22 protein-coding genes and 1 riboswitch are annotated in these 21,828 nt (G+C 62.0%); of the genes, 9 read left to right on the top strand and 13 right to left on the bottom strand.

The window, feature by feature from the left end:
• The first annotated feature begins 30 nt into the window (after nt 1–30).
• The 4 genes from ACF8K2_RS18530 to ACF8K2_RS18515 all read left to right on the top strand — a co-directional run bounded on the left by ACF8K2_RS18530 (nt 31) and on the right by ACF8K2_RS18515 (nt 1,392).
• Nucleotides 31–270, top strand: a complete 240-nt coding sequence (locus ACF8K2_RS18530) for a bacteriocin immunity protein (protein ID WP_392466702.1) — start codon at nt 31–33, stop codon at nt 268–270.
• Nucleotides 267–548, top strand: a complete 282-nt coding sequence (locus tag ACF8K2_RS18525) for a bacteriocin immunity protein (protein ID WP_392466700.1) — start codon at nt 267–269, stop codon at nt 546–548. The genes ACF8K2_RS18530 and ACF8K2_RS18525 overlap by 4 nt, the downstream gene beginning before the upstream one ends.
• A gap of 314 nt (nt 549–862) precedes the next feature.
• The gene (locus ACF8K2_RS18520) at nt 863–1,114 is read left to right on the top strand and encodes a bacteriocin immunity protein (protein WP_392466698.1); all 252 of its coding nucleotides are present in this window, start codon (nt 863–865) and stop codon (nt 1,112–1,114) included.
• Nucleotides 1,111–1,392, top strand: coding sequence for a bacteriocin immunity protein (locus ACF8K2_RS18515; protein ID WP_392466696.1), 282 nt, complete (start codon nt 1,111–1,113; stop codon nt 1,390–1,392). Before ACF8K2_RS18520 ends, ACF8K2_RS18515 begins: the two co-directional genes overlap by 4 nt.
• Nucleotides 1,393–1,579: 187 nt before the next feature.
• On the opposite strand, the gene ACF8K2_RS18510 is transcribed toward ACF8K2_RS18515, so the two are convergent.
• Genes ACF8K2_RS18510 through ACF8K2_RS18500 form a run of 3 tightly spaced genes read right to left on the bottom strand, consistent with a single transcriptional unit; the run spans nt 1,580 to nt 5,180 of the window.
• Nucleotides 1,580–2,602, bottom strand: coding sequence for a histone deacetylase family protein (locus tag ACF8K2_RS18510; RefSeq protein ID WP_392466692.1), 1,023 nt, complete (start codon nt 2,600–2,602; stop codon nt 1,580–1,582).
• Nucleotides 2,602–3,843, bottom strand: a complete 1,242-nt coding sequence (locus ACF8K2_RS18505; RefSeq protein WP_312153967.1) for a Zn-dependent hydrolase — start codon at nt 3,841–3,843, stop codon at nt 2,602–2,604. The genes ACF8K2_RS18510 and ACF8K2_RS18505 overlap by 1 nt, the downstream gene beginning before the upstream one ends.
• Before the next feature lie 32 nt (nt 3,844–3,875).
• On the bottom strand, nt 3,876–5,180 hold the full coding sequence (locus ACF8K2_RS18500) for an MFS transporter (RefSeq protein ID WP_186553589.1): 1,305 nt from the start codon (nt 5,178–5,180) through the stop codon (nt 3,876–3,878).
• 251 nt (nt 5,181–5,431) lie between these two features.
• Between ACF8K2_RS18500 and ACF8K2_RS18495 the strand changes: the two genes are divergently transcribed.
• A complete protein-coding gene (locus tag ACF8K2_RS18495) occupies nt 5,432–6,346 on the top strand; it encodes a LysR family transcriptional regulator (RefSeq protein WP_186553590.1) in 915 nt (304 codons plus the stop codon).
• A gap of 47 nt (nt 6,347–6,393) precedes the next feature.
• Here the strand turns inward: ACF8K2_RS18495 and tenA are convergent, their stop codons facing one another.
• Both tenA and ACF8K2_RS18485 read right to left on the bottom strand, forming a co-directional pair.
• Nucleotides 6,394–7,053, bottom strand: a complete 660-nt coding sequence (tenA, locus tag ACF8K2_RS18490; RefSeq protein ID WP_392466687.1) for a thiaminase II — start codon at nt 7,051–7,053, stop codon at nt 6,394–6,396.
• Nucleotides 7,054–7,055: 2 nt separating this feature from the next.
• Entirely contained in the window at nt 7,056–7,703 is a 648-nt protein-coding gene (locus tag ACF8K2_RS18485; RefSeq protein ID WP_186553592.1) for a TenA family protein, read from the bottom strand.
• Between the two features lie 78 nt (nt 7,704–7,781).
• Nucleotides 7,782–7,896: riboswitch (TPP riboswitch) on the bottom strand.
• A 175-nt stretch (nt 7,897–8,071) separates the two neighbouring features.
• On the opposite strand from ACF8K2_RS18485, the gene ACF8K2_RS18480 reads away from it, so the two are divergent.
• Complete coding sequence (locus ACF8K2_RS18480) at nt 8,072–8,515, top strand: PaaI family thioesterase (protein WP_392466684.1); 444 nt, start codon at nt 8,072–8,074, stop codon at nt 8,513–8,515.
• A gap of 93 nt (nt 8,516–8,608) precedes the next feature.
• The gene (locus tag ACF8K2_RS18475; protein ID WP_392466681.1) at nt 8,609–9,148 is read left to right on the top strand and encodes a WYL domain-containing protein; all 540 of its coding nucleotides are present in this window, start codon (nt 8,609–8,611) and stop codon (nt 9,146–9,148) included.
• A 1-nt stretch (nt 9,149) separates the two neighbouring features.
• On the opposite strand, the gene ACF8K2_RS18470 is transcribed toward ACF8K2_RS18475, so the two are convergent.
• The 4 genes from ACF8K2_RS18470 to codB all read right to left on the bottom strand — a co-directional run bounded on the left by ACF8K2_RS18470 (nt 9,150) and on the right by codB (nt 13,759).
• Nucleotides 9,150–9,887, bottom strand: a complete 738-nt coding sequence (locus ACF8K2_RS18470) for a hypothetical protein (RefSeq protein WP_392466678.1) — start codon at nt 9,885–9,887, stop codon at nt 9,150–9,152.
• Nucleotides 9,888–10,039: 152 nt separating this feature from the next.
• Entirely contained in the window at nt 10,040–11,281 is a 1,242-nt protein-coding gene (gene codA / locus ACF8K2_RS18465) for a cytosine deaminase (RefSeq protein WP_392466675.1), read from the bottom strand.
• 4 nt (nt 11,282–11,285) lie between these two features.
• Nucleotides 11,286–12,503, bottom strand: a complete 1,218-nt coding sequence (locus ACF8K2_RS18460) for a PucR family transcriptional regulator (protein ID WP_392466672.1) — start codon at nt 12,501–12,503, stop codon at nt 11,286–11,288.
• Nucleotides 12,500–13,759 carry a cytosine permease gene (gene codB, locus ACF8K2_RS18455; RefSeq protein ID WP_392466669.1) on the bottom strand — a complete coding sequence of 420 codons (1,260 nt, stop codon included), beginning with the start codon at nt 13,757–13,759 and terminating at the stop codon, nt 12,500–12,502. The genes ACF8K2_RS18460 and codB overlap by 4 nt, the downstream gene beginning before the upstream one ends.
• Before the next feature lie 350 nt (nt 13,760–14,109).
• Here codB and ACF8K2_RS18450 point away from each other — a divergent pair, with 350 nt between their 5' ends.
• A complete protein-coding gene (locus ACF8K2_RS18450) occupies nt 14,110–15,138 on the top strand; it encodes a hypothetical protein (protein WP_392466667.1) in 1,029 nt (342 codons plus the stop codon).
• Between the two features lie 129 nt (nt 15,139–15,267).
• On the opposite strand, the gene ACF8K2_RS18445 is transcribed toward ACF8K2_RS18450, so the two are convergent.
• Both ACF8K2_RS18445 and ACF8K2_RS18440 read right to left on the bottom strand, forming a co-directional pair.
• A complete protein-coding gene (locus ACF8K2_RS18445; protein WP_312154168.1) occupies nt 15,268–15,558 on the bottom strand; it encodes a DUF3077 domain-containing protein in 291 nt (96 codons plus the stop codon).
• Between the two features lie 316 nt (nt 15,559–15,874).
• Nucleotides 15,875–16,837 (bottom strand): XdhC family protein, encoded by a 963-nt coding sequence (locus ACF8K2_RS18440; RefSeq protein ID WP_392466664.1) that lies wholly within the window; start codon nt 16,835–16,837, stop codon nt 15,875–15,877.
• 108 nt (nt 16,838–16,945) lie between these two features.
• Between ACF8K2_RS18440 and ACF8K2_RS18435 the strand changes: the two genes are divergently transcribed.
• Nucleotides 16,946–17,584 carry a TetR family transcriptional regulator gene (locus tag ACF8K2_RS18435; protein ID WP_392466661.1) on the top strand — a complete coding sequence of 213 codons (639 nt, stop codon included), beginning with the start codon at nt 16,946–16,948 and terminating at the stop codon, nt 17,582–17,584.
• A gap of 3 nt (nt 17,585–17,587) precedes the next feature.
• On the opposite strand, the gene ACF8K2_RS18430 is transcribed toward ACF8K2_RS18435, so the two are convergent.
• On the bottom strand, nt 17,588–21,145 hold the full coding sequence (locus ACF8K2_RS18430) for a molybdopterin cofactor-binding domain-containing protein (protein WP_392466658.1): 3,558 nt from the start codon (nt 21,143–21,145) through the stop codon (nt 17,588–17,590).
• Nucleotides 21,146–21,160: 15 nt separating this feature from the next.
• A complete protein-coding gene (locus ACF8K2_RS18425) occupies nt 21,161–21,628 on the bottom strand; it encodes a (2Fe-2S)-binding protein (RefSeq protein WP_186553604.1) in 468 nt (155 codons plus the stop codon).
• Between the last annotated feature and the right edge of the window lie 200 nt (nt 21,629–21,828).

Raw genomic sequence — 21,828 nt, 5'->3', positions numbered from 1 at the left:
CCAGACCACGTTATAACAATGTCAGCATCCTTGAGCGATTTCACTGAACATGAATTTATACAATTCGTGAGAAAAATATGCACTGCAGACTTCCCAACCGAACATGCTCACGACAAAGCCATTCTTGATTTCGAAGTAATCTCTGAACATCCAGCAGGCTCTGATCTCATCTACTTCTCCGAAGCAGGCAAGGAAAGTCCTGAGGCCATTGTCGCCGAGGTCAAAGCCTGGCGTTTAACCGCCGAAAAAACAGGGTTCAAACCAGAATGATAATTCTGAAAAAAATGCTACAGGACTACTCTGAACTTGAATTCACCGAACTCTTGAACGAATTCTATGCAAACCCAAAAAACCTCCAAGGCGAACAGTATCGAGCGCATATTGAAAAATTAGCCAACCACCTCGACGCCATCGTAGACCACCCTGATAAGAGCGATCTGATTTATTTCCCCGCTCCAGGAGTAGAGGATACCCCCGAAGGCGTTATCTCCGTGATAAAAACCTGGCTACGTGAGAACGGCAAGCCTGGCTTCAGAGAAGCGCCATAATGGCTAAACCTATGACCCGGCGTGGCGGGAGTTGCGGCAATGGGTGCTGGTAAAACCTGCATGCCAAAACGGAATGTAATTTTGTCAGTATCGACGTCATCGCGGGATAAGCCCGCTCCTACAGGTCCTGCACGATTCTTGTAGGAGCACCCGCTCCTACGCGCCATGCGGCGTTGCTGAAACTGGCGCAGGACCTGGCTTGCCCAGCGATGAGACCTCCCTCCCCCCATAGCAGCCCCATTCTCTCCACTGACTACTTGCTACTTGCCACTACCCCCAAATCATCATGTATAGATCCACCATGGAGGCGAGAAATGAGCAAAACAATCACCGACTACACGGAAAGTGATTTCCTTGAATTCGTAACAAACATCTACCTCGCAAACTACCCGACAGAGCGAGCACAAATCAATGCCGTCATAGAATTTGAGCGAATTTCAGAGCACCCATCCGGATCAGATTTACTGTATTACCCCGAGGAAGGAAAAGATGGCCCAACCCACGTTGTTTCGGAGGTGAAAGCTTGGCGTATAGCCAACGAAAAAACAGGATTCAAGCCAGAATGACAAATCTTAAAAAGACGTTACAGGACTACTCTGAACTTGAGTTTTTAGTCTTTTTAAACGAATTCTTCGAGAACCCAAGCAACCTTAAGGGCAAACAACAATCTGAGCACATCAGCAGACTGACAGTGCACTTCAACAACATTGTCAAACACCCAGAAAAAAGTGCATTGATTTTCTATCCAAGACCCGGAGTAGAAGACAGCCCAGAAGCTGTTATCGCAGAGATAAAAGCCTGGTGCGCAGCCAACGGCAAGCCTGGTTTCAGAGAAGAGCCATAATGGCTAAACCTCTGATCGGGCGATGTAGGAGTGGCGTAAGTTGGTTCTGGTAACGCCTGGGCGACTGGGCAGATTGTAATTTTTTCAGTATCGACGTCATCGCGGGGCAAGCCCGCTCCTACAGGGACAGCGCGGTCCTTGTAGGAGCGGGCTTGTCCCGCGATGAGGCCAGCACTATCAGCGCAAGTTAGCGCCAATCTTGCTTGTCAGCGAAGAACGCCTGCGCATTCGCCTCCAGGCTCTCCAGGTGATAGCCCCCCTCCTGCACGATCAGGCACGGCAGGCGCAGCGCACGGATACGCTCGCCCAATGCGGCGAACCCTTCACGGGTCACGGCCACCTTGCTCTGCGGGTCGAGTTCATAGATATCGAAGCCTAGCGACAGCACCAGCACCTCGGCAGCAAAGTCCTTCACTGCGTCCAGGGCAATCTCCAGCTGGCTCATGAAGTCCGCTTCACTGGCTCCGTGCGGCATTGGCAGGTTGAGGTTGTAGCCCTCCCCTGCACCGGCGCCGCGTTCATCGGCAAAGCCGGCCACGCCTGGGTAGAAGTTGGTGGGGTCGCCATGGGTGGAGACGTACAGCACATCATTGCGCGCGTAGAAGATCTCCTGAATGCCTTGGCCGTGGTGCATGTCGGTATCGACAATCGCCACACGGCTGTAGCGGCTGCGCAGCACCTGCGCGGCGACGGCGGCGTTGTTCACGTAGCAGAAACCGCCCGCGGCATCAAAGCGGGCGTGATGCCCCGGTGGACGGCACAGGGCATAGGCCGCTGGCTCGCCGTCGAGCAGGGCCTGGGCCGCTGCTACCGCGCTTTGCGCCGACCAGTAGGCCGAGCGCCAGGTGAGCTCGCCGACCGGGCAGCTGCCGTCGGCCAGATAACGGCCGGCCTGGGCGAGGATACCGCGCAGGGCATTGGGCTCGCGAACGAAGATGTTCGACATGACTTCATCGCCCCAATCCTCGGGCACCTCTTTCCAGCGCGCATGAGCTTCTTCAAGAAACGCCAGATAAGCCGTGCCATGCACCGCTTGCAACGGCGCCAGGCCGGCATCTGCAGGTTGGCGGATGTCGAAGCCCAGGTCCTTGGCTGCCTGCAACAGGCGCTGGGCGCGCTCGGGGACTTCCTGTGGGGTGCGCATGGCGCCGCGTGAGTAGTAGCTGCGCGGATGGTGCAGCAGTTGCTCGGGATGGAAATAGCAGCGCATCAGAACTCTCCTGGTTCGACTTGCCCGGCGCGGGCCAGCACGGCGTTGAGGAGTACATCGACGCCTTGGCGGGCATCGTCGGGCAATACATCTTCGGCTTCGTTGTGGCTCAGGCCGCCCACGCAAGGAATGAACACCATCGCCGTGGGGCAATAACGGGCCAGCAGGATGGCGTCATGGCCTGCGCCGCTGACAATGGATTGTTGGGCATAGCCCAGACCATCGACCGCGTGCTGTACCGCTGCCACACAGGCGCCATCGAACGGCGTGGCGGGGCTGACCCAGTGGCGCTCGATACGCACGTTCAGGCCGCGCTGTGCGGCGATGGCCTGTAGCTGCTGGCCAAGGCTGCGCTCCATGGCTTCGATGGCTTCATCGCGGTGATGACGCAAATCGACGGTGAACTTGACCACGCCAGGAATGGTGTTGCGCGAGGACTTGGCAATGGCCAGCTCACCGACTGTGGTCAGGCCTTCAGGGGCGAAGTCGGCCGCCAGTTGCTCGACCACCTGGATCATTCGTGCGGCGCCATAGAGGGCATCTTTGCGCAGCTTCATCGGCGTGGTGCCGGCATGTGCGGCCATACCCTCGACGGTGACATCGAGCCAGCGAATGGCCTGGCCGCCGCTGACCACGCCGATGCTCTTGGCGTTGTCTTCAAGGATCGGCCCCTGTTCGATGTGCGCCTCGAAATAGGCATCGACCGCGCCGCCCAGCGGGCGTTGGCCGGCGTAGCCGGTGCGCTGCAGTTCGTCGGCGACGCTGATGCCATTGGCATCGCGAATGGCCAGGGCTTGCTCCAGTGCCAGGGTGCCGGTGAACACCGCCGAGCCGAACATCGCCGGGGTGAAGCGCGCGCCTTCCTCGTTGGTCCAGACCGCGATCTCCAAGGGCTTGCGGGTGCGGATGCCGAGGTCATTGAGGCGGCGCACCACCTCAAGCCCGGCCAGCACGCCGTAGACGCCATCGAAACGGCCGCCCTCAGGTTGGGTATCCAGGTGGCTGCCCATCATCACCGGCGCGGCCTCGGGGTCGCTACCAGGGCGGCGGGCGAACAGGTTGCCGATGGCGTCCACCGACAGGCTCAGGCCCGCCTCGCGGCACCAGGCCTGGAACAGTTCGCGGCCGGCCTTGTCTTCGTCGCTCAAGGCCAGGCGGCAGCTACCACCACGGGCGGTGGCGCCGACTTCGGCCATGGCCATCAGGCTCGCCCACAGGCGCTCGCCGTTGCTTTTCAACATGTGCGGTTACTCCAGCAAATCCAGGGTTCGGGTCAGGCCAGCTCAAGCTGCTGGCTGCGGCTGTACTGGCGGGCAAGGGCCAGCACACAGACCAGGGAAATCGTCGCGATCAGGGTGTAGAACACCGCCATCGGCCACCACTGGCCGGTGAAGCTGTGCGCCAGCCAGGTGCCGATCAGCGGGGTCAGGCCACCGGCGATAGCGCCGCAGACCTGATAAGCCATGGAGATCGCGGTGTAGCGCACGCGGGTCTCGAACATGCCACTGACGTAGCCGGCAATCACTGCGTAGAACGAGGCCATGCACGCCGCCGCCAAGGCGATACCGAGCACGATCAACGGCCCCTGGCCGGTGCTGACCAGCACGAACATCGGATACGGCGAGGCCATCGCCAGCAAGGCGACCAGGGCCAGGAATCGGGTAGCGCCGATCTTCTCCGACAGCCACGCTGCCAGCGGCTGGACACAGAACTGGATGACCGCAACGAAGAACAGGCACTCCAGGATCAGCGAGCGCTCCAGGTGCAGTTGCTGGGTGGTGTAGCTGATCATGAAGGTGTTGGTGAAATACACCCCGGCAATCCCCAGGGTATTGGCGCCGATGCACAGCAGCAGCGGCCGCCACGCGGTACGCAGCACTTCCAGCACCGGCGCCTGCTCCTTGCGGCGCGACTTCTCGGCCTGTTCGCGGCTGGCGAGAAACTCTGGCGACTCGTTCACCCCCAGGCGGATCGCCAGGCCAACCAGCAGCAGCAAGGCACTGGCCAGGAACGGCACGCGCCAGCCCCAGCTCATCAGCTCTTCTTCGGGCAAGCGGGTAACCGCGCCAAACGCCAGCAGCGAGAGGATCAAGCCCGCCGGGCTGCCCAGCTGGGCGAACGAGGCGAAGAACGTACGCCGGCCCTTGGGCGCATGCTCGCCGGCCATCAGCACCGCACCGCCCCACTCGCCTCCAACGGCGATGCCTTGGATCACCCGCAGCACAATCAGCAGCACCGGTGCGGCGGCGCCGATTTGCGCGTAGGTCGGCAGCAGGCCGATGCCCACGGTGACCACGCCCATCATCAGCAGGGTAATGACCAGGGATTTCTTGCGACCGATGCGATCGCCGATATGGCCGAAGACGATGCCGCCCAAGGGCCTGGCGAAGAAGCCCACGGCGAAGGTGCCAAAGGCGGCCATGGTGCTGAACAGGCTGTTGTCGGAGGGGAAGAACAAGGCGCCGAACACCAGTGCGGCGGCGGTGGCGTAGATGTAGAAGTCGTACCACTCGATCATGGTGCCGATAAACGCGGCGGCCGCGGCCCGGCGCGGTTGGGGCGAAGCGGAAGGCTTCATGGGTCAGGCTCCTTTGCTTGTTTTTTTGGCAGGAGTAAGGGGTCACGGGGCGCTCTGGGGGCGCTTGGATGGCGGCTCTATCGCGGGGCAAGCCCGCTCCCACGCTGATCAGACTATTCAGGCATGGGAGCCGGCTTGCCCAGCAATGACGGGCACTGGCCTTGACGTGATTTTTCGGCCGGGGGCTATGATTAGTCAATTTTCTATTTATTATTCGAACTATAACGCCCATTTATTATCGCGAGCCCGCCATGTCTGACCGCCTGCTCAACGATCGCCTCGACTGGAACCTGCTGCGCACCTTCCGGGTGATCGGCCAGGAACTGTCCATCAGCCGCGCCGCCGCGCGCCTGCACCTGACCCAGCCGGCCGTCAGCCAGGCGCTCAAGCGCCTTGAGGAGCAGCTCGGTCGCCAGCTGATCGCCCGCCGCGGGCCGCGCTTCGTGCTGACGGAAATGGGCGAGCAGCTGTTCCAGTTGGCTGGCGAGGTGTATGGGCAGATGTCGCAGATCGGCGGCCTGCTCGAGCAGCCGGCCGATGAGTTGGTCGGCAAGGTACGGCTCTTGATGATCAGCCGGATCTGCTCGGAGCGCTTCGACGATTTTCTCGCAGGCTTTCATCGCCAGCATCCACGGGTGGACCTGGAGATCGACGTGATGCGTAGCTCGGACATCGTCGCCGCCCTGCAAGAGAAAACCGCCACCGCAGGCTTGAGCCTCAATCGCCGGCCGCAACCACGCCTGGAGCAGCGCTTGTTCCTGCGTCAGCGCTATGCCTTTTTCTGCGGCAAGCACCACGGCTTGTTCGGCAAGCAGGAAGGCGATCTGCAGCGGGAAAATTTCGTCAGTTTCACCAGCGACCAGATTGGCGGCATGCTCTCGCCGTTGACCATTTTTCGTGATCAGCAGGGGTTCAGCGGACGCATCGTGGCGTCATCGCCGAGCCTTGAGGAAGTGCGCCGGCTGGTGATTGCCGGGTTTGGCATTGGCTGTTTGCCCGAGCACGTGGTGGCGCCTGATGTGCAGGCTGGGTTGCTCTGGCGATTGCCGCCGCATGAGGGGATTGCGGATGTCGATATTCACCTGCTGTGGAATCGCGAGCAGCGTTTGAGTCGGGCGGAGCGGGTGTTTATCGAGGCATTGCAGGGGTGCCTGCAGGTGCAGTGATGCCTTCAGATCCTGGGGCCGCTGTGCGGCCCCAAAAATCCAAAGCCTTACACCGTGGCGTCCAACCCCATCTGCCAGAAATCTGCCTCCAGCTTCGACGCCTGGCCAAAGATCGCCGCCAGGTCGACAAAGCGCTGCTCGGTCATGCTCCGCGCCGCCAGTTCATCCAGATGCTTGCGCGCCGCAGCCGCCACCCCTTGGTAAGCCTCCCCGGCATACTCGCCGATCCATTCGCGATAGGGATGATCGCGCAAATCGCCAATCTGCTCGGACAACGCCCGGCCAATCTCTGCATAGCCAATCACACAAGGCGCCAGCGCCGCGTGCAGTTCCAGCAGATCACCTGCCGCACCACAATCGAGTACATAGCGGGTGTAGGCCACTGTCGCCTGATGCTCAGGCGCCGCTTCGATATCGGCCTTGGACAACCCCCAGCGCGCGCAAAGGCGCAGGTGCAGCTCGGTCTCATCGAGGATCGCCGCCAGCCCCGCCTGGGCCGCGCGAATGTCGCTGGGCAAACGGCTCTTGTACGCGGCCAGGGCCCAGGCGCGGGCAAACTGGATGAGGAACAGGTAATCCTGCACCAGGTAAGTACGGAAGGCCTCCTCGCTCAGGCTGCCCTCACCCATCTGGCGCACGAACGGATGATCGACATAGCTGGACCATTGGGCCGCGCACGCGCCCTTGAGGCGATCGAAGATATCCATGCTCACGCCTCCCCTGGGTAGATGGCATCGAAGAAGGCCAGCTCCAGCTGCACCGTGCGCAGGTAGAAGTCGCTGCTCAGTGCCGCCTGCTGTGGCCCGACCCGATCCAGTTCTGCTTGCAGGAAGGCGACGAAGTCGCGGAAGAACGGGTTGTCATGCAGGGTGATCCACTCGGCGTGGACAAAGTTGGCCGGCAACGGTTGCGGTGCCTTGATCGCCCAGTCCAGGTACAGGCCCTCGGCGACATTGAGTACCGCCAGGGCGGCGGCATACGAACGGGTGGCCGCCGCTTCGCGCATGATCGCCTTGAAGCCTGCGGTTGGGAGGGTGTCGGCAGGCTCGTCGCGCTGCGCCGGGCTGACGTCCAGGGCTTGGAAAGCGCGCAGGAAGTAGGTGTTCTCGTCGCTACTGATCATGCCGGCGAAGCGCCCCAGGCGCAGGCGTGCCTCGAAGGTGTCGGCCGTGGCGATGGCGGCCCCCAGCAGGGTCAGGAAGCTATCGAGAAAGCGGTGATCCTGGACCAGGTAGCGGACCATGACAGGGTCCGCCACGCTGCCGTCGCACAGCTCTTTGACGAAGCGGTGGCCGACCGCCGCAGACCAGGTCGGCTCGCTTTGGCGGCGCAGGGTTTGGGTGAAGCGTTCGGTCATGGTGCTGTCCTCTGTAGGGTGACAGCGAGACCGTGGCGGTGTGGCATGAAGCGGCCTCGCAGTGAGGCCGGCAAAAAGGCAGGTCGGCAGTCCCATCCCTTCGCCGGCATGATCCGGATCAGGTTCGAAGGGTCACCGCGCTGGTGATCTCAGCGGTTTCTCAGCCCGTTGCCGGGCTCCCCTTGGTGGCGACTAGGTATACAGGAGGGGGGGTGGCTTGTCATCAGCCGGCATGGCTAGCGCAGACACTCAACTGAAATAGCGCACATCCAAGCGCTCGATTGCACACCTGGCATTTTTGCCAGTAGACCTGCCCCACTGTCCATTGCAGGCTAGGTGATGCCCTCGGCTATGGAGCGCATCACCTGATGGACAAGGACACGCTGTTCTGCAGAACCACAGATGGCCAGCATTCGTTGCCTCACGCCGCCAGCCTGCTCGGCTGGCAGCTGATCTTGTATCACAAGGTCAAGCGCCAGGCCGAGGTGCTGTTCACGGCTACGTCATCCCTGACCAACGAAGAGGGCTTTATCCACGCCGGTATGCTCTCGGCGATGATCGAGGAATGCATGGGGCCGGCAGTCTTCGCCATGCTCGCCAGTAACCAAGTGGCCCGCTGTACTGGGCTGGATATCCAACTGCGGGTGCCTGTCACTCCTGGACGCTTTGTCGGCGTTGGTACCCAATACATGTCCAGAGGACATAGGCGTTATGCCAGAGGTGAGCTCTGGGATGAGCAAGGCACGCTAGTAGTCGAAGGAACTGCAAGATACGAAGTCATCCAGCAACCGTTGCGCGAAGGCACTAACTAAATTTGGATCCCATCCTGTGCCAAGGTATGCTGCGCAGCAATAGCCAATTGCCACTAGCTAGGCGAGCCACCCGCTGCGCCAAGGATCCGTGTTTTGCCCAGCAATCCCACTCGCCACACCATCGCCCGTCAGTGGCAGTTGCTCAAGCTGCTGCCCGACCATCATCCGGGCTTGAGCTCCACCCAATTGCAACAGGCGTTGGCCAAGATAGGTCACTCGACCAGCAAGCGCACGGTGGAACGTGATCTGAATGAGCTGGCCGGGTTGTTCCCCTTGCACTGCAACAGCAAGGGCATGCCCTACGGTTGGTACTGGCAACCGGGCTTGAGCCTGGGCGAGGCGCAGCTGCTTCAACCGAACGATATCGACAGGCCACAACAGGTGGCGTTACGCGCCTGGGTCAACCCGGCACTGGCCCAGCGCCTGCAACAACAGCCGCTTTCTGCGGATATGCGCCTGAACTATCAGGAAGACGGCAGCGCTCACCTTGAGGCCACCGTCGAAGACAATCGCCCCTTGTTGGGCTGGCTGCTGGCCCACGCCGGGGCGATTCAGCTGCACGCGCCCGCGCAGCTACGCACGGCAATGCTTGCGCAACTGCGCCAGAGCCTGGCGCTGCACGACGGCGAGTGAGTTATCTGGACGCGCTCGAGGCGCTGCCCTCTCGGCGCAGGCAGGTGTAGCCCAGGACAAGCACCGCCAGGGTCAGTACCACCAGCAGCGTGATAAGCAGCTGGCTGTACTTGGCCACCGTTGCGGGCACGCCTATGTATTCGCGGTAGGTGCTGATCTGTGCCAGGCCATCGGCATGGCGGATGCTCAGGCCACCCTGGCGAATCTGCGAGTAATCCGAATCAAAATAGATCCACACCTTGCACGCCGCACGCCCGGCGATGCTCGGAATGTCGATGATATTGGTCGCCGCCTGGGGAATCGCATCGTTGCCGGCATCGTCACGCACCTGCACCAGGCCTTTGGCCGGCAGGCGGATCTGCACATCCTTGAGTGCCCTATCGCTGGTATTTTCCAGCTCGATCTGCAAGCCGGTGCGATGGTCGACCAGCCCTGCTTCGAACGGCTTGGCGAACAGCTGCAGGTAGGGTTCCTGGGCGACGTCGACCAGTTTGTCGAGCTGCTGGTGGCCGAGCAGGCCTTTGCTGATATCGCTCATCTGCTCATGCAGGCGCTCGTACTTGAGCAAGTCATTGGCCTTGCTGATGCGCTCGTTGAACTGGCTCGGGTAGGTCAGGTAGGCGTAGGTCAGGCGTGCCTGCAGGGCTGGTTCCTCCTTGAAGGCGGTATACAGCCCTGCTGCGCAGGCGCCGACGACCAACAGGCCCACGAGGGACTTCCCGACTTTTTCCCAACTCACCTTGGCGGTTCCTTATTGTTCGCAGTGTGGGTGATGCAAAAGCGCCGGCAAAGCCTGCCACCGATCGGCCTATGGGGCAATTGTGAATTGAAGCCGCGCAACGCCGATGAGTGAAATTTTTGGGGCTGCTTTGCAGCCCCAGCCTCTACACCTCAAGCAAACCGCTGAACCTGCGCTGGCGTGCGGCGCATCAATACCTTGCCAGCACGCACCGACACCAACGCATACCCTTGGCTGCGAACCATCTCGTAATCATCCGGCGCCGACAACAACAGCAGATTCGCCGGCCGCCCCACCTCGATACCATAGCGCTCACCCAGGTTGAGGGTGCGGGCACTGTTATCGGTAATCAGGTCCAGCCCACGCTGCAAATCTTCATAACCGAGCATGTGGCAGATGTGCAGCCCCGCCTCGAGAATGCGCAAGATGTTGCCATTGCCCAGCGGATACCACGGGTCGACGATCGAGTCCTGGCCAAAGCACACATTCATCCCCGCCCGGTCGATTTCGGCCACCCGGGTCAGGCCACGGCGCTTGGGATAGGTATCGAAACGCCCCTGCAGGTGGATGCTCTCGGTCGGACAGGAAACAAAGTTGATCCCACTCATCTTCAACAGACGGAACAGCTTGGAGCAGTAGGCATTGTCGTAGGAGCCCATGGCCGTGGTATGGCTGGCAGTGACCCGCGCGCCCATGCCACGTACCCGCGCCTCCTCGGCCAATACTTCGAGAAAGCGTGACTGCGGGTCATCGGTCTCGTCGCAGTGCACATCCACCAGGCAGCCGCTGCGCTCGGCCAGGTCCATCAGAAACTTGATCGACGACACGCCCTGGTCACGGGTGTTCTCAAAGTGCGGAATACCACCGACCACATCGGCACCCATCGCCACCGCCTCGCTCATCAGCGCCCGGCCATTGGCGTACGACTCGATGCCCTCCTGCGGGAAAGCCACGATCTGCAGATCGATCAGGTGACGAACTTCTTCGCGCACCTCGATCATCGCCTTGAGCGCCGTCAACTTGGGGTCAGTCACGTCGACGTGGGTTCGCACATGCTGGATGCCGTGATCGACCAGCATGCCGATGGTCTTGGTGGCGCGGGTCTTGGTGTCTTCGTGGGTGTTGAGCTCTTTGCGCTCGGCCCAGCGCTCGATGCCCTCGAACAACGTACCGCTCATGTTCCAATTCGGCTCGCCGGCGGTGAGCGTGGCGTCGAGGTGGATATGCGGCTCGATGAACGGCGCTACCACCAGGTTCTGCTGGGCGTCCAGGTCATCGGCATTGCTCAGCGCCAGCGCCGCGGTTTGCGGCTCGATGGCGGCGATGCGCTCGCCGTTGAGTTCGATCCGAAACAGGCCGGGTTTGCCACGCAGGCGTGCGTTGATGATGTTCATGGGGTTACTCCTTGCCTTGGGCTTCGGTCATGCGCCATATCAGCATAGCGACCGAAGCATTCATACGGAAAAGCGGGTCGTCCAGCGACTGCCCGCTCAATTGCTCGATACGTTGCATACGTTGGTTGATGGTGTTGCGGTGCAAACCCAGACGCTGCGCGGCCTTCAGGCCATTGCCGTTTTCCTTGAGCAGCGCGTCGAGGGTGTGCACCAGCGAATACGGTTTTTTGCGCCCAGGCGTGATCAACGGGCCGAGGGTCTGGCCGACGAAGTCGTCGATCAGCGAGCGGTCGACGATGCCTTGCAGCAAGCGCAATACACCTAGCTCGCTGAAGTCGCACAGGCCCGTGGCTGGTCGCAGGTTTTGCGCCACCTCCAGGGCCTGGCGCGCCTGATTTAGGGCCTGGCGGTAATGCGCGCAGTCCTCGGCGAGGCTCGACAGGCCCATGAACAGGCCCATCTCCCCCGCCACTTCCAGCAGCTGCCGATGCAACTCGGCCAAGGCCATGCGCAGGTCGCCATCCTCGGCCAACAACAGCACCAACAGATCGCCCGGCAACTGCGCCATCACCGCGCCTGGGCGATTCCGGCACCAGGCGTGAAGATGATCTTCCAGCGCTTGGCGGGTGCTTTGCCAGAGACGCTCACCGTGCGCCGGACCATGGCGCTCGAACAACTCATCGACCGCCGACAGGCGTAGCGCCACCAAACGCCGCGGCCTATCCAGCGCCAGTTCCAGGTGCGCTGCGCGCTGGCGAGCGATGGCCAGGCTTGGGTAATCCCCAGTCAGCAATTGGCCCAGGATATCGTTGCGCGAGCGCCGTACCTGGCTCATCTGCACCAGCGCCGTGCCGATCAAATGAGTGACCACCACCATCTTCAGCGCATAGGGCTGCTCGATCAGCGGCAGGCCCAACTGCTCGGCGCGCGCGATCACCGCGGTCGGAATACCCTGGATGAACGTGCCGCCGGTGAGGATCACCATCCCGGCAATGCCAACCGCCTCGCCGTCTTCGACCAGGCTCAACAGATTGGCCTCGCCGCGCGGATGGTTGATGCCGGTGACGAACACCAGCTCGCCGCCCATCACCCACTCGGCGATGCCCTCGTTCTCCGCCACATAAGGCCAGCGCACGCGCCGCTGCACGTTGCGCGCCCCAGCGCGAACAACCATCTCCTGCAGCCCAGGCAGACAAAGGATCTCTTCCAGCGCCAGGCTCACGGCTCGACCTGCGCCAGGGTGCGCCGCCGGCCACTGAGTTCAAGCAGCAGGATGTAGCACAGCGCCGAGGCGCCAATCCCCACCAGTGGCGCAACCCACGGCGAGCAATAGGCCAACAACGCGCCCACCGCGTAGGCCGACAAGCCCTTGAGGTTGTAGCGCGGCAGGTTCACCGACGCCAAGGCCGGATACTGACCACGGTGGCGATACCAGAAGTCGGCCATGATCACTCCGCCCACAGGCGGAATGATCGAGCCCAGCAGCACCAGGAACGGGATCAGCAACTCGTACATACCGCCAATCGCCAGCACGATGCCTACCGCCGCCGCGACCAGGGTCGCCGTGCGCCGACGCTCGCTGCGCAGCAAATGGCAGGCCGCCGCCGAAACGTTGTAGATGGTCGGCCCCTGGATGGTCCACAGGTTCAGGCAGAGCATCACCACCGCCGCGAACGACAGGCCCTGGAGGATCATCACCTCGACGATATCCGCCTGCTGGTAGACCATCGCACACCAGGCCCCCGCGACCACCATCAGCCCGTTACCCAGCAGAAAACTCACCACACTCGCAGTCACTGCCACCCGCCCACTGCGCGACAACCGCGTCCAGTTGGTGGCCTGGGTGGCGCCGCTGGCGAAGGTGCCAAAGACCATGGTCACCGCGGCGGAAAAGCTCATCGCCTCATGCGGTATGACCGCCGCCAGCCCGGCAAAGCCCCCGGCATCGCGGGTGGCGATGACCATCGACACCACCAGCAGGACGAACATCAAGGGCACCGACACCCGCGACAGCAGGTCCAGGCCCTTGAAACCAATGATTGCGGTGATGCTAAAGCCCAGGCCAAACAACACCATCAGCGGGATGGTAAAACCATCGGCCAGGCCCAGAAGCTTGACCAGCACGATCGCCACCGTCGCCGTGCCCCAGGCGTACCAGCCCAGTTCGGCAAAGCCCAGGAGAAAATCCGAAAGCCGGCTGCCTGCCTCGCCAAAGCAGAAGCGCCCCATCAGCACCGTGTTCAGACCGCTGCGCGAGGCGATGAAGGCCAAGCTGGCGGCGTACAGCGCCAGCAAGCTGTTGCCAATGGTCGCGATCCACAGCATGTCGACGAAGTTGAAGGCCATGCCCAACTTGCCACCGGCGAACATCGTGCCGGTGAAGAAGGTGAAGCTGAACAGCACCATGGCAATCGGTAGCAAGCCCTTGCGGGCTGATTGGGGGGCTTCTGAGAGGGGGAATTCGCTGGGCGCGCTCATGGCTGGGGCTCCGGGTTGTCGATAGCAGCAGCTAGAGCAATATGTGGGCCGCTTACGCGGGACGAGGAGCAGGCGGAAAAAGTCAGCAATTCAACTATCGATTTATATGCAACATGCATAGCTAAAACCAACTAAAGGCAAAATTATTGTGCTTGGAGACTCATTTTAAAGCATGCCTGCACTGTTTGGGGACGTGCTGAGTAGTTCAGAAACGAAGGCAACCGAGCTGGGCTTGACCGCTATCTACCCCGGACCGCAGGCTCAGCCCCCTCCATCGGCGTTTTGCTTAACACTTCCCACTACCAAGCTTCTGCATCACGTCAGACGCTTCCCAAATGCCTTCCCTAGGGATGCATCTCTCTGCCATGGCCTGCACAATCGCAACCCGCGCCACGTGCGCACTGCACCCATGGACGCTTGTCCGGTCGGTCGACCGGCGAGCAAGAGAGATCAAACAAGGAAAGGCAATGCTTGAGGTACTGCTCTGCGTCACCCTGTTCATCATCGCCCCAGCGTTATCGGGCTATGGCGCCAATGTCTATGCCACACCACGCAAACGGGTCTGGTGCTATCGCCGCTACCTGATCGTCAAGGACTGGTCGTTGACGCGGCATGTGATGATGATCTTCGGCTTCTTTGCTGTGGTTCTTTACGCCACTGGCGCCCTGGCCAAGCTGGGCATGCCGCTCAACCCTCTCTTCGGCCGATCACTGCTGGGTTTGACCTGGTTGTCTGGAATGGCCTTCCTGTACTGCTACTTCGAGATCAGCAAACTGCGCGACCGCCTGCCGTGGAAATCCCTGGCAGGTCTGCTGGCGATCGGGGTGGCGACACTTTCGAAGGTTCTCGCCGATCACGTCATTGCCGAGCTGACCCACTTGCCACCGCGCGAGTTGGTCGGCGCACAACTTCTGCTGAGTGTGATCATGACTGTGTCACTGTGGTCGGCGGGCGTGGCGATAGCGCTGGGGGCGGTGGTGTTCGGCTCGTTGTTCCTGATGCTGCGCTCGATGGTGCGCGACTACTTCAGCATGCGCAAAAAACAGAAATATGACGCGCTGCCTGACTTGGCTGCAGTGGTGGCGATCTACCTGTGTGCGTTGATAGCGCTGACTGCGATGGCCGAACTCTCACGCAAATCGACGTATGAAAAACCAGCACGTGAGGCAATTGCCTTCGCTGCGTTCACGTTGCCGGCTTCCTACTGCGGCCTTTCGGACAAGCGTGGTGCCATGATTGCCCCACTTGCGAACGATACTGCTGCCATCGCTATCGCTGACGACAAGCTTGGCTATCGTTTCGAACCGATCACCTGTGTGCCGGCGAAGAAGAGCTTGGCTGAGATCGAGGCATTGCTGGGTACCTCGGCTCGACAATGAGGCGAGCGGGCGAATCGCTGCGCTTTCGCAGAACAGGACCAATGCAAGCCCGGTGATGGTGCAAATCATTAGCAGCGGCGGTAGGCCGCTGCGACTTGTCCCGCGATGACGGCTGAATAGCCGCAATACTCAATGCGCTGTAGCGCCCTCAGCGCCCGACTCGCCATGCAAGCCCAGCAACAGATCCTCTACCAACGCCTTGGCCATGCCATTGAGGTAGTAACCCGACCGCATCAACACTTCCACATCGTCCGGCCGGGCCATGGCGCGGCGGGTGAGCTCGGTCATACAGCTCAACATTTTCACCACGTCCTGCAGCACCTCTTCGGCCGCCAGCCCGGGCATCACCCGCAACAGCTCGACTTTGCCCTTGGGCGTATCGCAGGCAAACGTGGCCACACCTGTGGTCTTCAATTTCATAATCTGGTTCAACAGCGTTTGGTCGTCCATTGTGCTGCCCTTCTCTTGTCCATGATCGATAGAACCTCTCGCGCAACACCCCAGTACCTGCCAGACCGATTCAACGCAACCCTACGCGAATCTCTGCCCGTGGGACTGGTGGATGCTGGAGTGAAGCGCGACAGGCACGGCGAGACTAGACGTGCCGCCGGGGCGTCACAATGGGCTGAGCAGGGAAACGACGCCCTTGGGAATTGGACTACAAGAATTGAGGAAAAAAAGCGCGCTTTCCTACAAATTGCCGACTTGCTCGAGATCACTGCCGGCAAGAACGGTTCTACAAAGCGTCCCGCGCTTTTCCTCGATACACCCGTAATACGTCCGCCATGACCGCCAGCGCAATCTCTGCCGGCGACTTGCTTCCCAGGTCCAGGCCGATTGGCATGTGCAAGCGCCTGATCTGCGCCTCGGTCAATCCACCGATACGCCGCAAGCGCTCAGCGCGCTTGGCGGAAGTTGCCAGCGACCCCATGGCGCCGATGTAGAACGCCTGGGTATCGACCGCCTCCAGCAAGGCCAAGTCATCGATCTTCGGATCGTGCGTCAGTGCGACCACGGCCGTGGCGCCATGGCAGCCACCCTCGGCAATGAACAACGAGGGCAGCACGCGATGCATCTGCACGCCTTCAAGCTGCACATGCGCCATCTCTTCACGCGGATCACAGGCGATGACCTCGCAACCGAGCGTGCGGGCGATAGCAGCGCAGGCCTCGGCCACCGGAGATAACCCAGCCAGCAGCAAGCGCAGTGCCGGACCGATGCCGATCTCGACCACTTCCTCGGCCAGGCGCACGGCCACGCTGCTGTCGGCATAAACCTCGAAGCTGCCGCTTGCCAGCGCGATCCTGCGCGTTACCCACTGCTGGCCCAGGAGCGCACTGCGCAGCGCCTGCAAATGCGCCAGCCAGCGAGCATTCGACTCACGACGTTCGACCAACACCACCAGCACGCCGCCGCACGGCAAACGCAAACGGCGGCTCTGCGCCTGCCCATCGCCATAGCGCACCACCTGCGCCGCCTGGGTAAAGGCTCCGCGCCCAAGGCTTGCGAGAAACTCCTCCTCGACGCAGCCACCCGACAACGAGCCAACGGATTCCAGCCCACCATTGCAGACCAGCATCGCGCCCGGGGAGCGTGGGGCCGAGCCATAGGTGGACAGTACCGTGCAAAGCCAGATCGTCTCGCCGGCCCGCGCCCATTGCAGGGCCTTGTCGATGACCTGCAGATCAAGATGCTGCATGTTCGCTTACCTCATTGGCATCGTTAACCGTTCTGCTGAAAAAGCCGCGCAAAGGCCCTAGGGTCTATGGCAGTGTTAGCGCTCTTGCCAGCCGCACAGTGATCCCCCATGCAGACTCGCAAAACCGGCGTTCGCGCCCAGCAGGCCGACCGCACCAAACACAACATCCTCCAGGCCGCGGTGAAGGTGTTCAGCAAGGAAGGCTTCACCGGTGGGCGCATCGAGCAGATCTCCTCGTTGGCCAAATCCAATGACCGCATGATCTATTACTACTTCGGCAACAAGGAGCAGCTGTTCATCAGCGTGCTGGAGCATATCTACGCAAGCTTCAACCAAGCCGAAGCCAAGCTGCGCCTGGACCTGTGCGACCCCGAAAACGCCCTGCGCGAACTGGTGGCGTTCATCTGGAACTACTACGTGCGCCACCCGGAATTCGTCACCATCCTGGCCACGGAAAACCTTCATCAGGGCAAGCACGCCAAGAAGTCGCAGAACCTCAAGGCGCTGTCCGGCGAGGCGGTCGGCGTATTGCGGCCAATCATCGAGGCGGGCCAGGCCCAGGGCCTGTTCCGCCTCGATATCGACATCAAGCACACCTACTTGATGATCGCCTCGCTGTGCTACTTCTATAACTCCAACCGCTACACCCTCAGCTCCTTCCTTGCCGTGGACCTGGCCGACAAGCAGGCCAAGTCCGACTGGCTGGCGTTCATCAGCGACCTGGCCCTGCGCGGCCTGCGCCGCTGAGCTTCAGTGGCTGCCAGGATTGACACGCACCTGAGCACTCTTGGCCTGCAGCCCCTCCCAGGCCGGCTGGCTGCCAGCAAAACGCTGGCGCAGGTAAGCGGCAAGGTCCGCTACCTGGCGGTCCGACAAGCTGTCCTTGAACCCTGGCATGTAGCCCAGGTCGGGGGTTGCTGGATGGGCAATGCCATGTAGCACCACGCGCAGCAGGTTGTCTGGCAGCGCGCTATGGACGTTGCTGTTGACTGCCATCGACGGGCTGACGCCGAACAGTTTCGGCCCAAGCCCATCGCTGTGGCAGGCCATGCAGGCGCCCTTGAATAGGCGCTCACCGTTACTCAACGAAACCTGCGAATCGACTTGTGGCGCGGGCTTGGCTGCAACCTGCTGCGGTGTGCCGTCGAGGGATGTCAGGTAATGGGCGATCGCCCGCACATCGCTCTGCGGCAAGCTGGCCAGCTCGCTGACCACCGGCCCCATGGGGCCTGCGGCAACGCCGTGCTTATCGGAAAAGCCAGTGCTCAGATACGTGAACAACTCACTCTCGCTCCACGGCGTCGCAGACTTGCCTAGCGCGTTCAGCGCTGGCGCTTCCCAGCCATCGACCATGCCGCCGGCCAGATAGCTGGAACCGCCCTTTTCCGCGCCCATCAGGTTGCGCGGCGAATGACAGGCAGTGCAGTGCCCCAGGCCATCGACCAGATAGGCACCACGATTCCACTGTGCGCTGCGCTGCGGGTCGGGCTGATACTCGCCGCGCTTGAGAAACAGCGCGTTCCAACCCGCCATCAGCGGGCGCTGGTTGAACGGGAAACGCATCTGGTTGGCCGGCGCCTCCTGGCGGACCGGGGTCTGCGACATCAGATAGGCGTACAGCGCCTGCATGTCTGCGTCGGTGATAGTGCGAAACGAGGTGTAGGGAAACGCCGGATACAGGTGTCGGCCATCGCGGCTGATGCCCTCGCGCATGGCCCGTTCGAACGCGGCGAATGACCAGCGACCAATGCCGGTTTCCGGGTCGGGGGTGATGTTGGTGCTGTACAGCGTGCCGAACGGCGTATCCATCGCCAGGCCGCCGACATTGACCTTGCCACCGCTGACCGTATGACACACCGCACAATCACCGGCCGCCGCCACTTGGCGCCCACGTTCGAGCATCGAGGCCGACCAGCTACCAGCGGCCGGTGGCGTTACCGGGGCGATCTCGGCGCGCCAGGGCAACGCCGTGGCGGCCATGCCCAATGCCGCGCCGATTACCCCGGCGAGCGAGCCGAACCACCATTTCGAGCGTTTGCTCGCGGGCTGCGCTGGCGGCTCAGGGGCCTGGTTTTCAGCGTTCAGCGCCGCGCGCACCCGTTCGGCGGTGATCGGCAGTTCGCGAAAGCGGATACCCGTGGCATCGAAGATCGCGTTGGCGATGGCCGCCGCGCTCGGCACCGAAGCCGACTCACCGCTGCCCATCGGTGGTTCATGTTGGCGCGGCAGCATCATCACATCGATCGCCGGCACCTCGGGGAAGGTCAGGATTGGGTAGCCACCCCACTCCTTGCTCGCCACGGTGGACTCCTCGAAGCTCACCTGTTCCTTGAGCACGCGGCTGGTCGACTGGATCACATTGCCGTGAATCTGATGCCGCACCCCTTCGGGGTTGACCATCATCCCGGCGTCATGGCCGATTACCACGCGGGTCACGGCCACCTCGCCGGTGCGCCGATCAACCGCAACATCGGCCACCCAAGCAGCCCACGCAGCACCAAAACCTGGGAACTTGCTGTGGATGTAGCGCGCGTAAGCGAAGCCCCGACCACGCAACACATCACCTTCGGCAGGGGTTTGCATGGGTTCGCTGCGCGGCTGCCAGTCGGCCCGTTCGGCGGTGGCTTTGACCAAATCGATGGCACGCGGATCGGACAGATGCTTGAGGCGGTACTCGACCGGATCGACGCCTGCGGCAAAGGCCAGCTCGTCGATGTACGACTCGTGGGCGAAGCTGTTGGGCATCGCCGACACACCGCGCATCCACGACGCGCGCACCAGCGGTGTCATGTCGTTGATGGTCACGCGCATGTGCTCATAGTCATACGGCGGGATCGAGGTCCGGTCGCCCATCTCGAATAGCGCCGGCACCGGCTCTACCGCGCCGGTGAGCAGCAAGGCCAAGGTGGGTGCGCCGTTGGAGGGATAGCTGGTCTGGAAATCGTAGGCGGCCACGGTGCCATCGGCATTCAGGCCGCCGTCGATTTCCATCAACTGTGCGGTACCCTTGGGCTCCCAGGCATGCTCCTGCTCACGGGTCAGCTGCACCCGCACCGGGCGGCCGACCGCACGGGACAACAGCACCGCGTCAGCGCAGACATCGTCAGCGCAGTTGCGGCCATAGCAGCCAGCGGCTTCCATGCGGATGATCTCGATGCGCTGTTCGTCGCACGCCAACAACCAAGCCAGGTCTGCGCGCAGCAGGTGCGGGTTCTGCGTGCCGGACCAGACGCGGATCTGCCCCTCGGTAAAATCGGCCAAGGCGCACGACGGGCCAATCGAGCCATGCAGCTGATAGGGCCACAGATAACTGCGGCTCAGGCGCTGACTGGCATTGGCGATGCCGCCGTCGACATCGCCCTGATCCAGCACGGTACGCTGCACGCGGGGGTTGTCGCGGATCGCCTGGGCGATATCGCTCAGATCTGGCAGCTTGCCAGTGTGCGGTTTCCAGCTGATCTTCAGCACTTGGGCGGCGCGGATCGCCTGCTCCTCACGCTCGGCGACGACACCGACGAAGTCGCGGATCACCACCACCGCGATCACTCCGGGGAGATGGGCGATGGAGTCATGGTCCACCGCCAGCAAGCTGTTGCCGACAAAGTCGCCGCTGTCGTGGCCGGCATAGGGTGGGCGGATCACCCGGCCATGGAGCATGTCGGGCAGGCGCATGTCGTGGACGTAGGTCAGCTCGCCAGTGGCTTTGCCAGGGATGTCTACCCGCGCCGCACTGCGACCGACCAGGCGATAGTCGTCGACCGCCTTGAGCGGCGCATCCTCGGCAATCGGCAGTTGCTGGTTGTCGCCCTGAACCAGCTCGGCAAAACGCAGGCTACGGCCGTCGCTGCTGATCACTGCGCCCTCCTCCATGCGCAGCGCATCTGGCGCACAGTCCAAGCGCTGGGCAGCCTGTTGCAGGAGGAAGCGCCGCGCCGTGGCCGCGGCCTTGCGCAGCGGCACGGCGGAAATCTGCAAGGTGGCGCTGGCGATGGTCGCGCCCTGGTTGGGAGCGCGCTCGGTGTCGCCCAGTACCATGTGCACCTGATCCATGCGCAGATCGAGCTCTTCGGCAACGATTTGCGCCAGCGAGGTGCGAATGCCAGTGCCCAGGTCGACGTGGCCGTTGAAGGCGTAGACCATGCCGTCGTCACTGACCGCAAGAAACAGTGCCAGCTCGCGTGCCTTGAGCGTGGGCGTCACGCCCTTGGCCACCGGCCCGGAGGGCGGCGTGATCTGGTCGACGATCAGCAATACGCCGCTTTTGCCCAGCAGTTGCTCGCGGCTGGGAACGTGTTGTGAGTGGTTCATGTTCAGCTCCGGATCTCAGGCCAGGCGGCCGGCAGCGCGGCGCACGGCGCGCAGGATTTCGACGTGGGTGCCGCAACGGCAGAGGTTGCCGGACAGCTCGTTGCGGATCTGCTCGTCGCTGGCATCGGGGATGCGGTCAAGCAGGGCCTTGGCGGTCATGATCATGCCGTTCATGCAGTAGCCGCATTGGGCCGCCTGCTCATCGATGAACGCCTGCTGTACCGGATGCGGCGCGGCCTTGCTGCCCAGCCCTTCGAGGGTGGTGATGTCGCGGTTGGCGGCGCCGGACAGCGGGATCACGCAGGAGCGTGCGGCGACGCCGTCGATGATCACCGTGCAGGCTCCGCATTCGCCTAGGCCGCAGCCGTACTTGGGGCCGTTCAGGCACAGGTCGTTGCGCAGGATCAGCAGCAAGGGGGTGTCGGCCATGGCGTTGACTTCGACGGGCTGACCGTTGATTCGCAGGGAGATGGTTGTTTGCATTGTTGGCTCATCTCTGGTGGTTGCATGCCGTTCAGGGCGAGTACCTGGGCGCTACCAAACAACTCAAATGGCGCGCTTATTTAGGTAAGTACTCACTACATGAAATGATCAGGCAAGAAGCAGGCCAGGGATGATTCTGGGGGGGGTTGGGGATTGGGGGTTGAGGATTGCGTTGTGAGATTATCCATTTGATGTGGCGC

This window comes from Pseudomonas sp. xss_2, assembly GCF_043104195.1.
GTDB lineage: Bacteria > Pseudomonadota > Gammaproteobacteria > Pseudomonadales > Pseudomonadaceae > Aquipseudomonas > Aquipseudomonas urmiensis.
The sequence above is the reverse complement of the archived record's forward strand: the minus strand, read 5'-3'. Positions and strand labels throughout refer to the sequence as shown.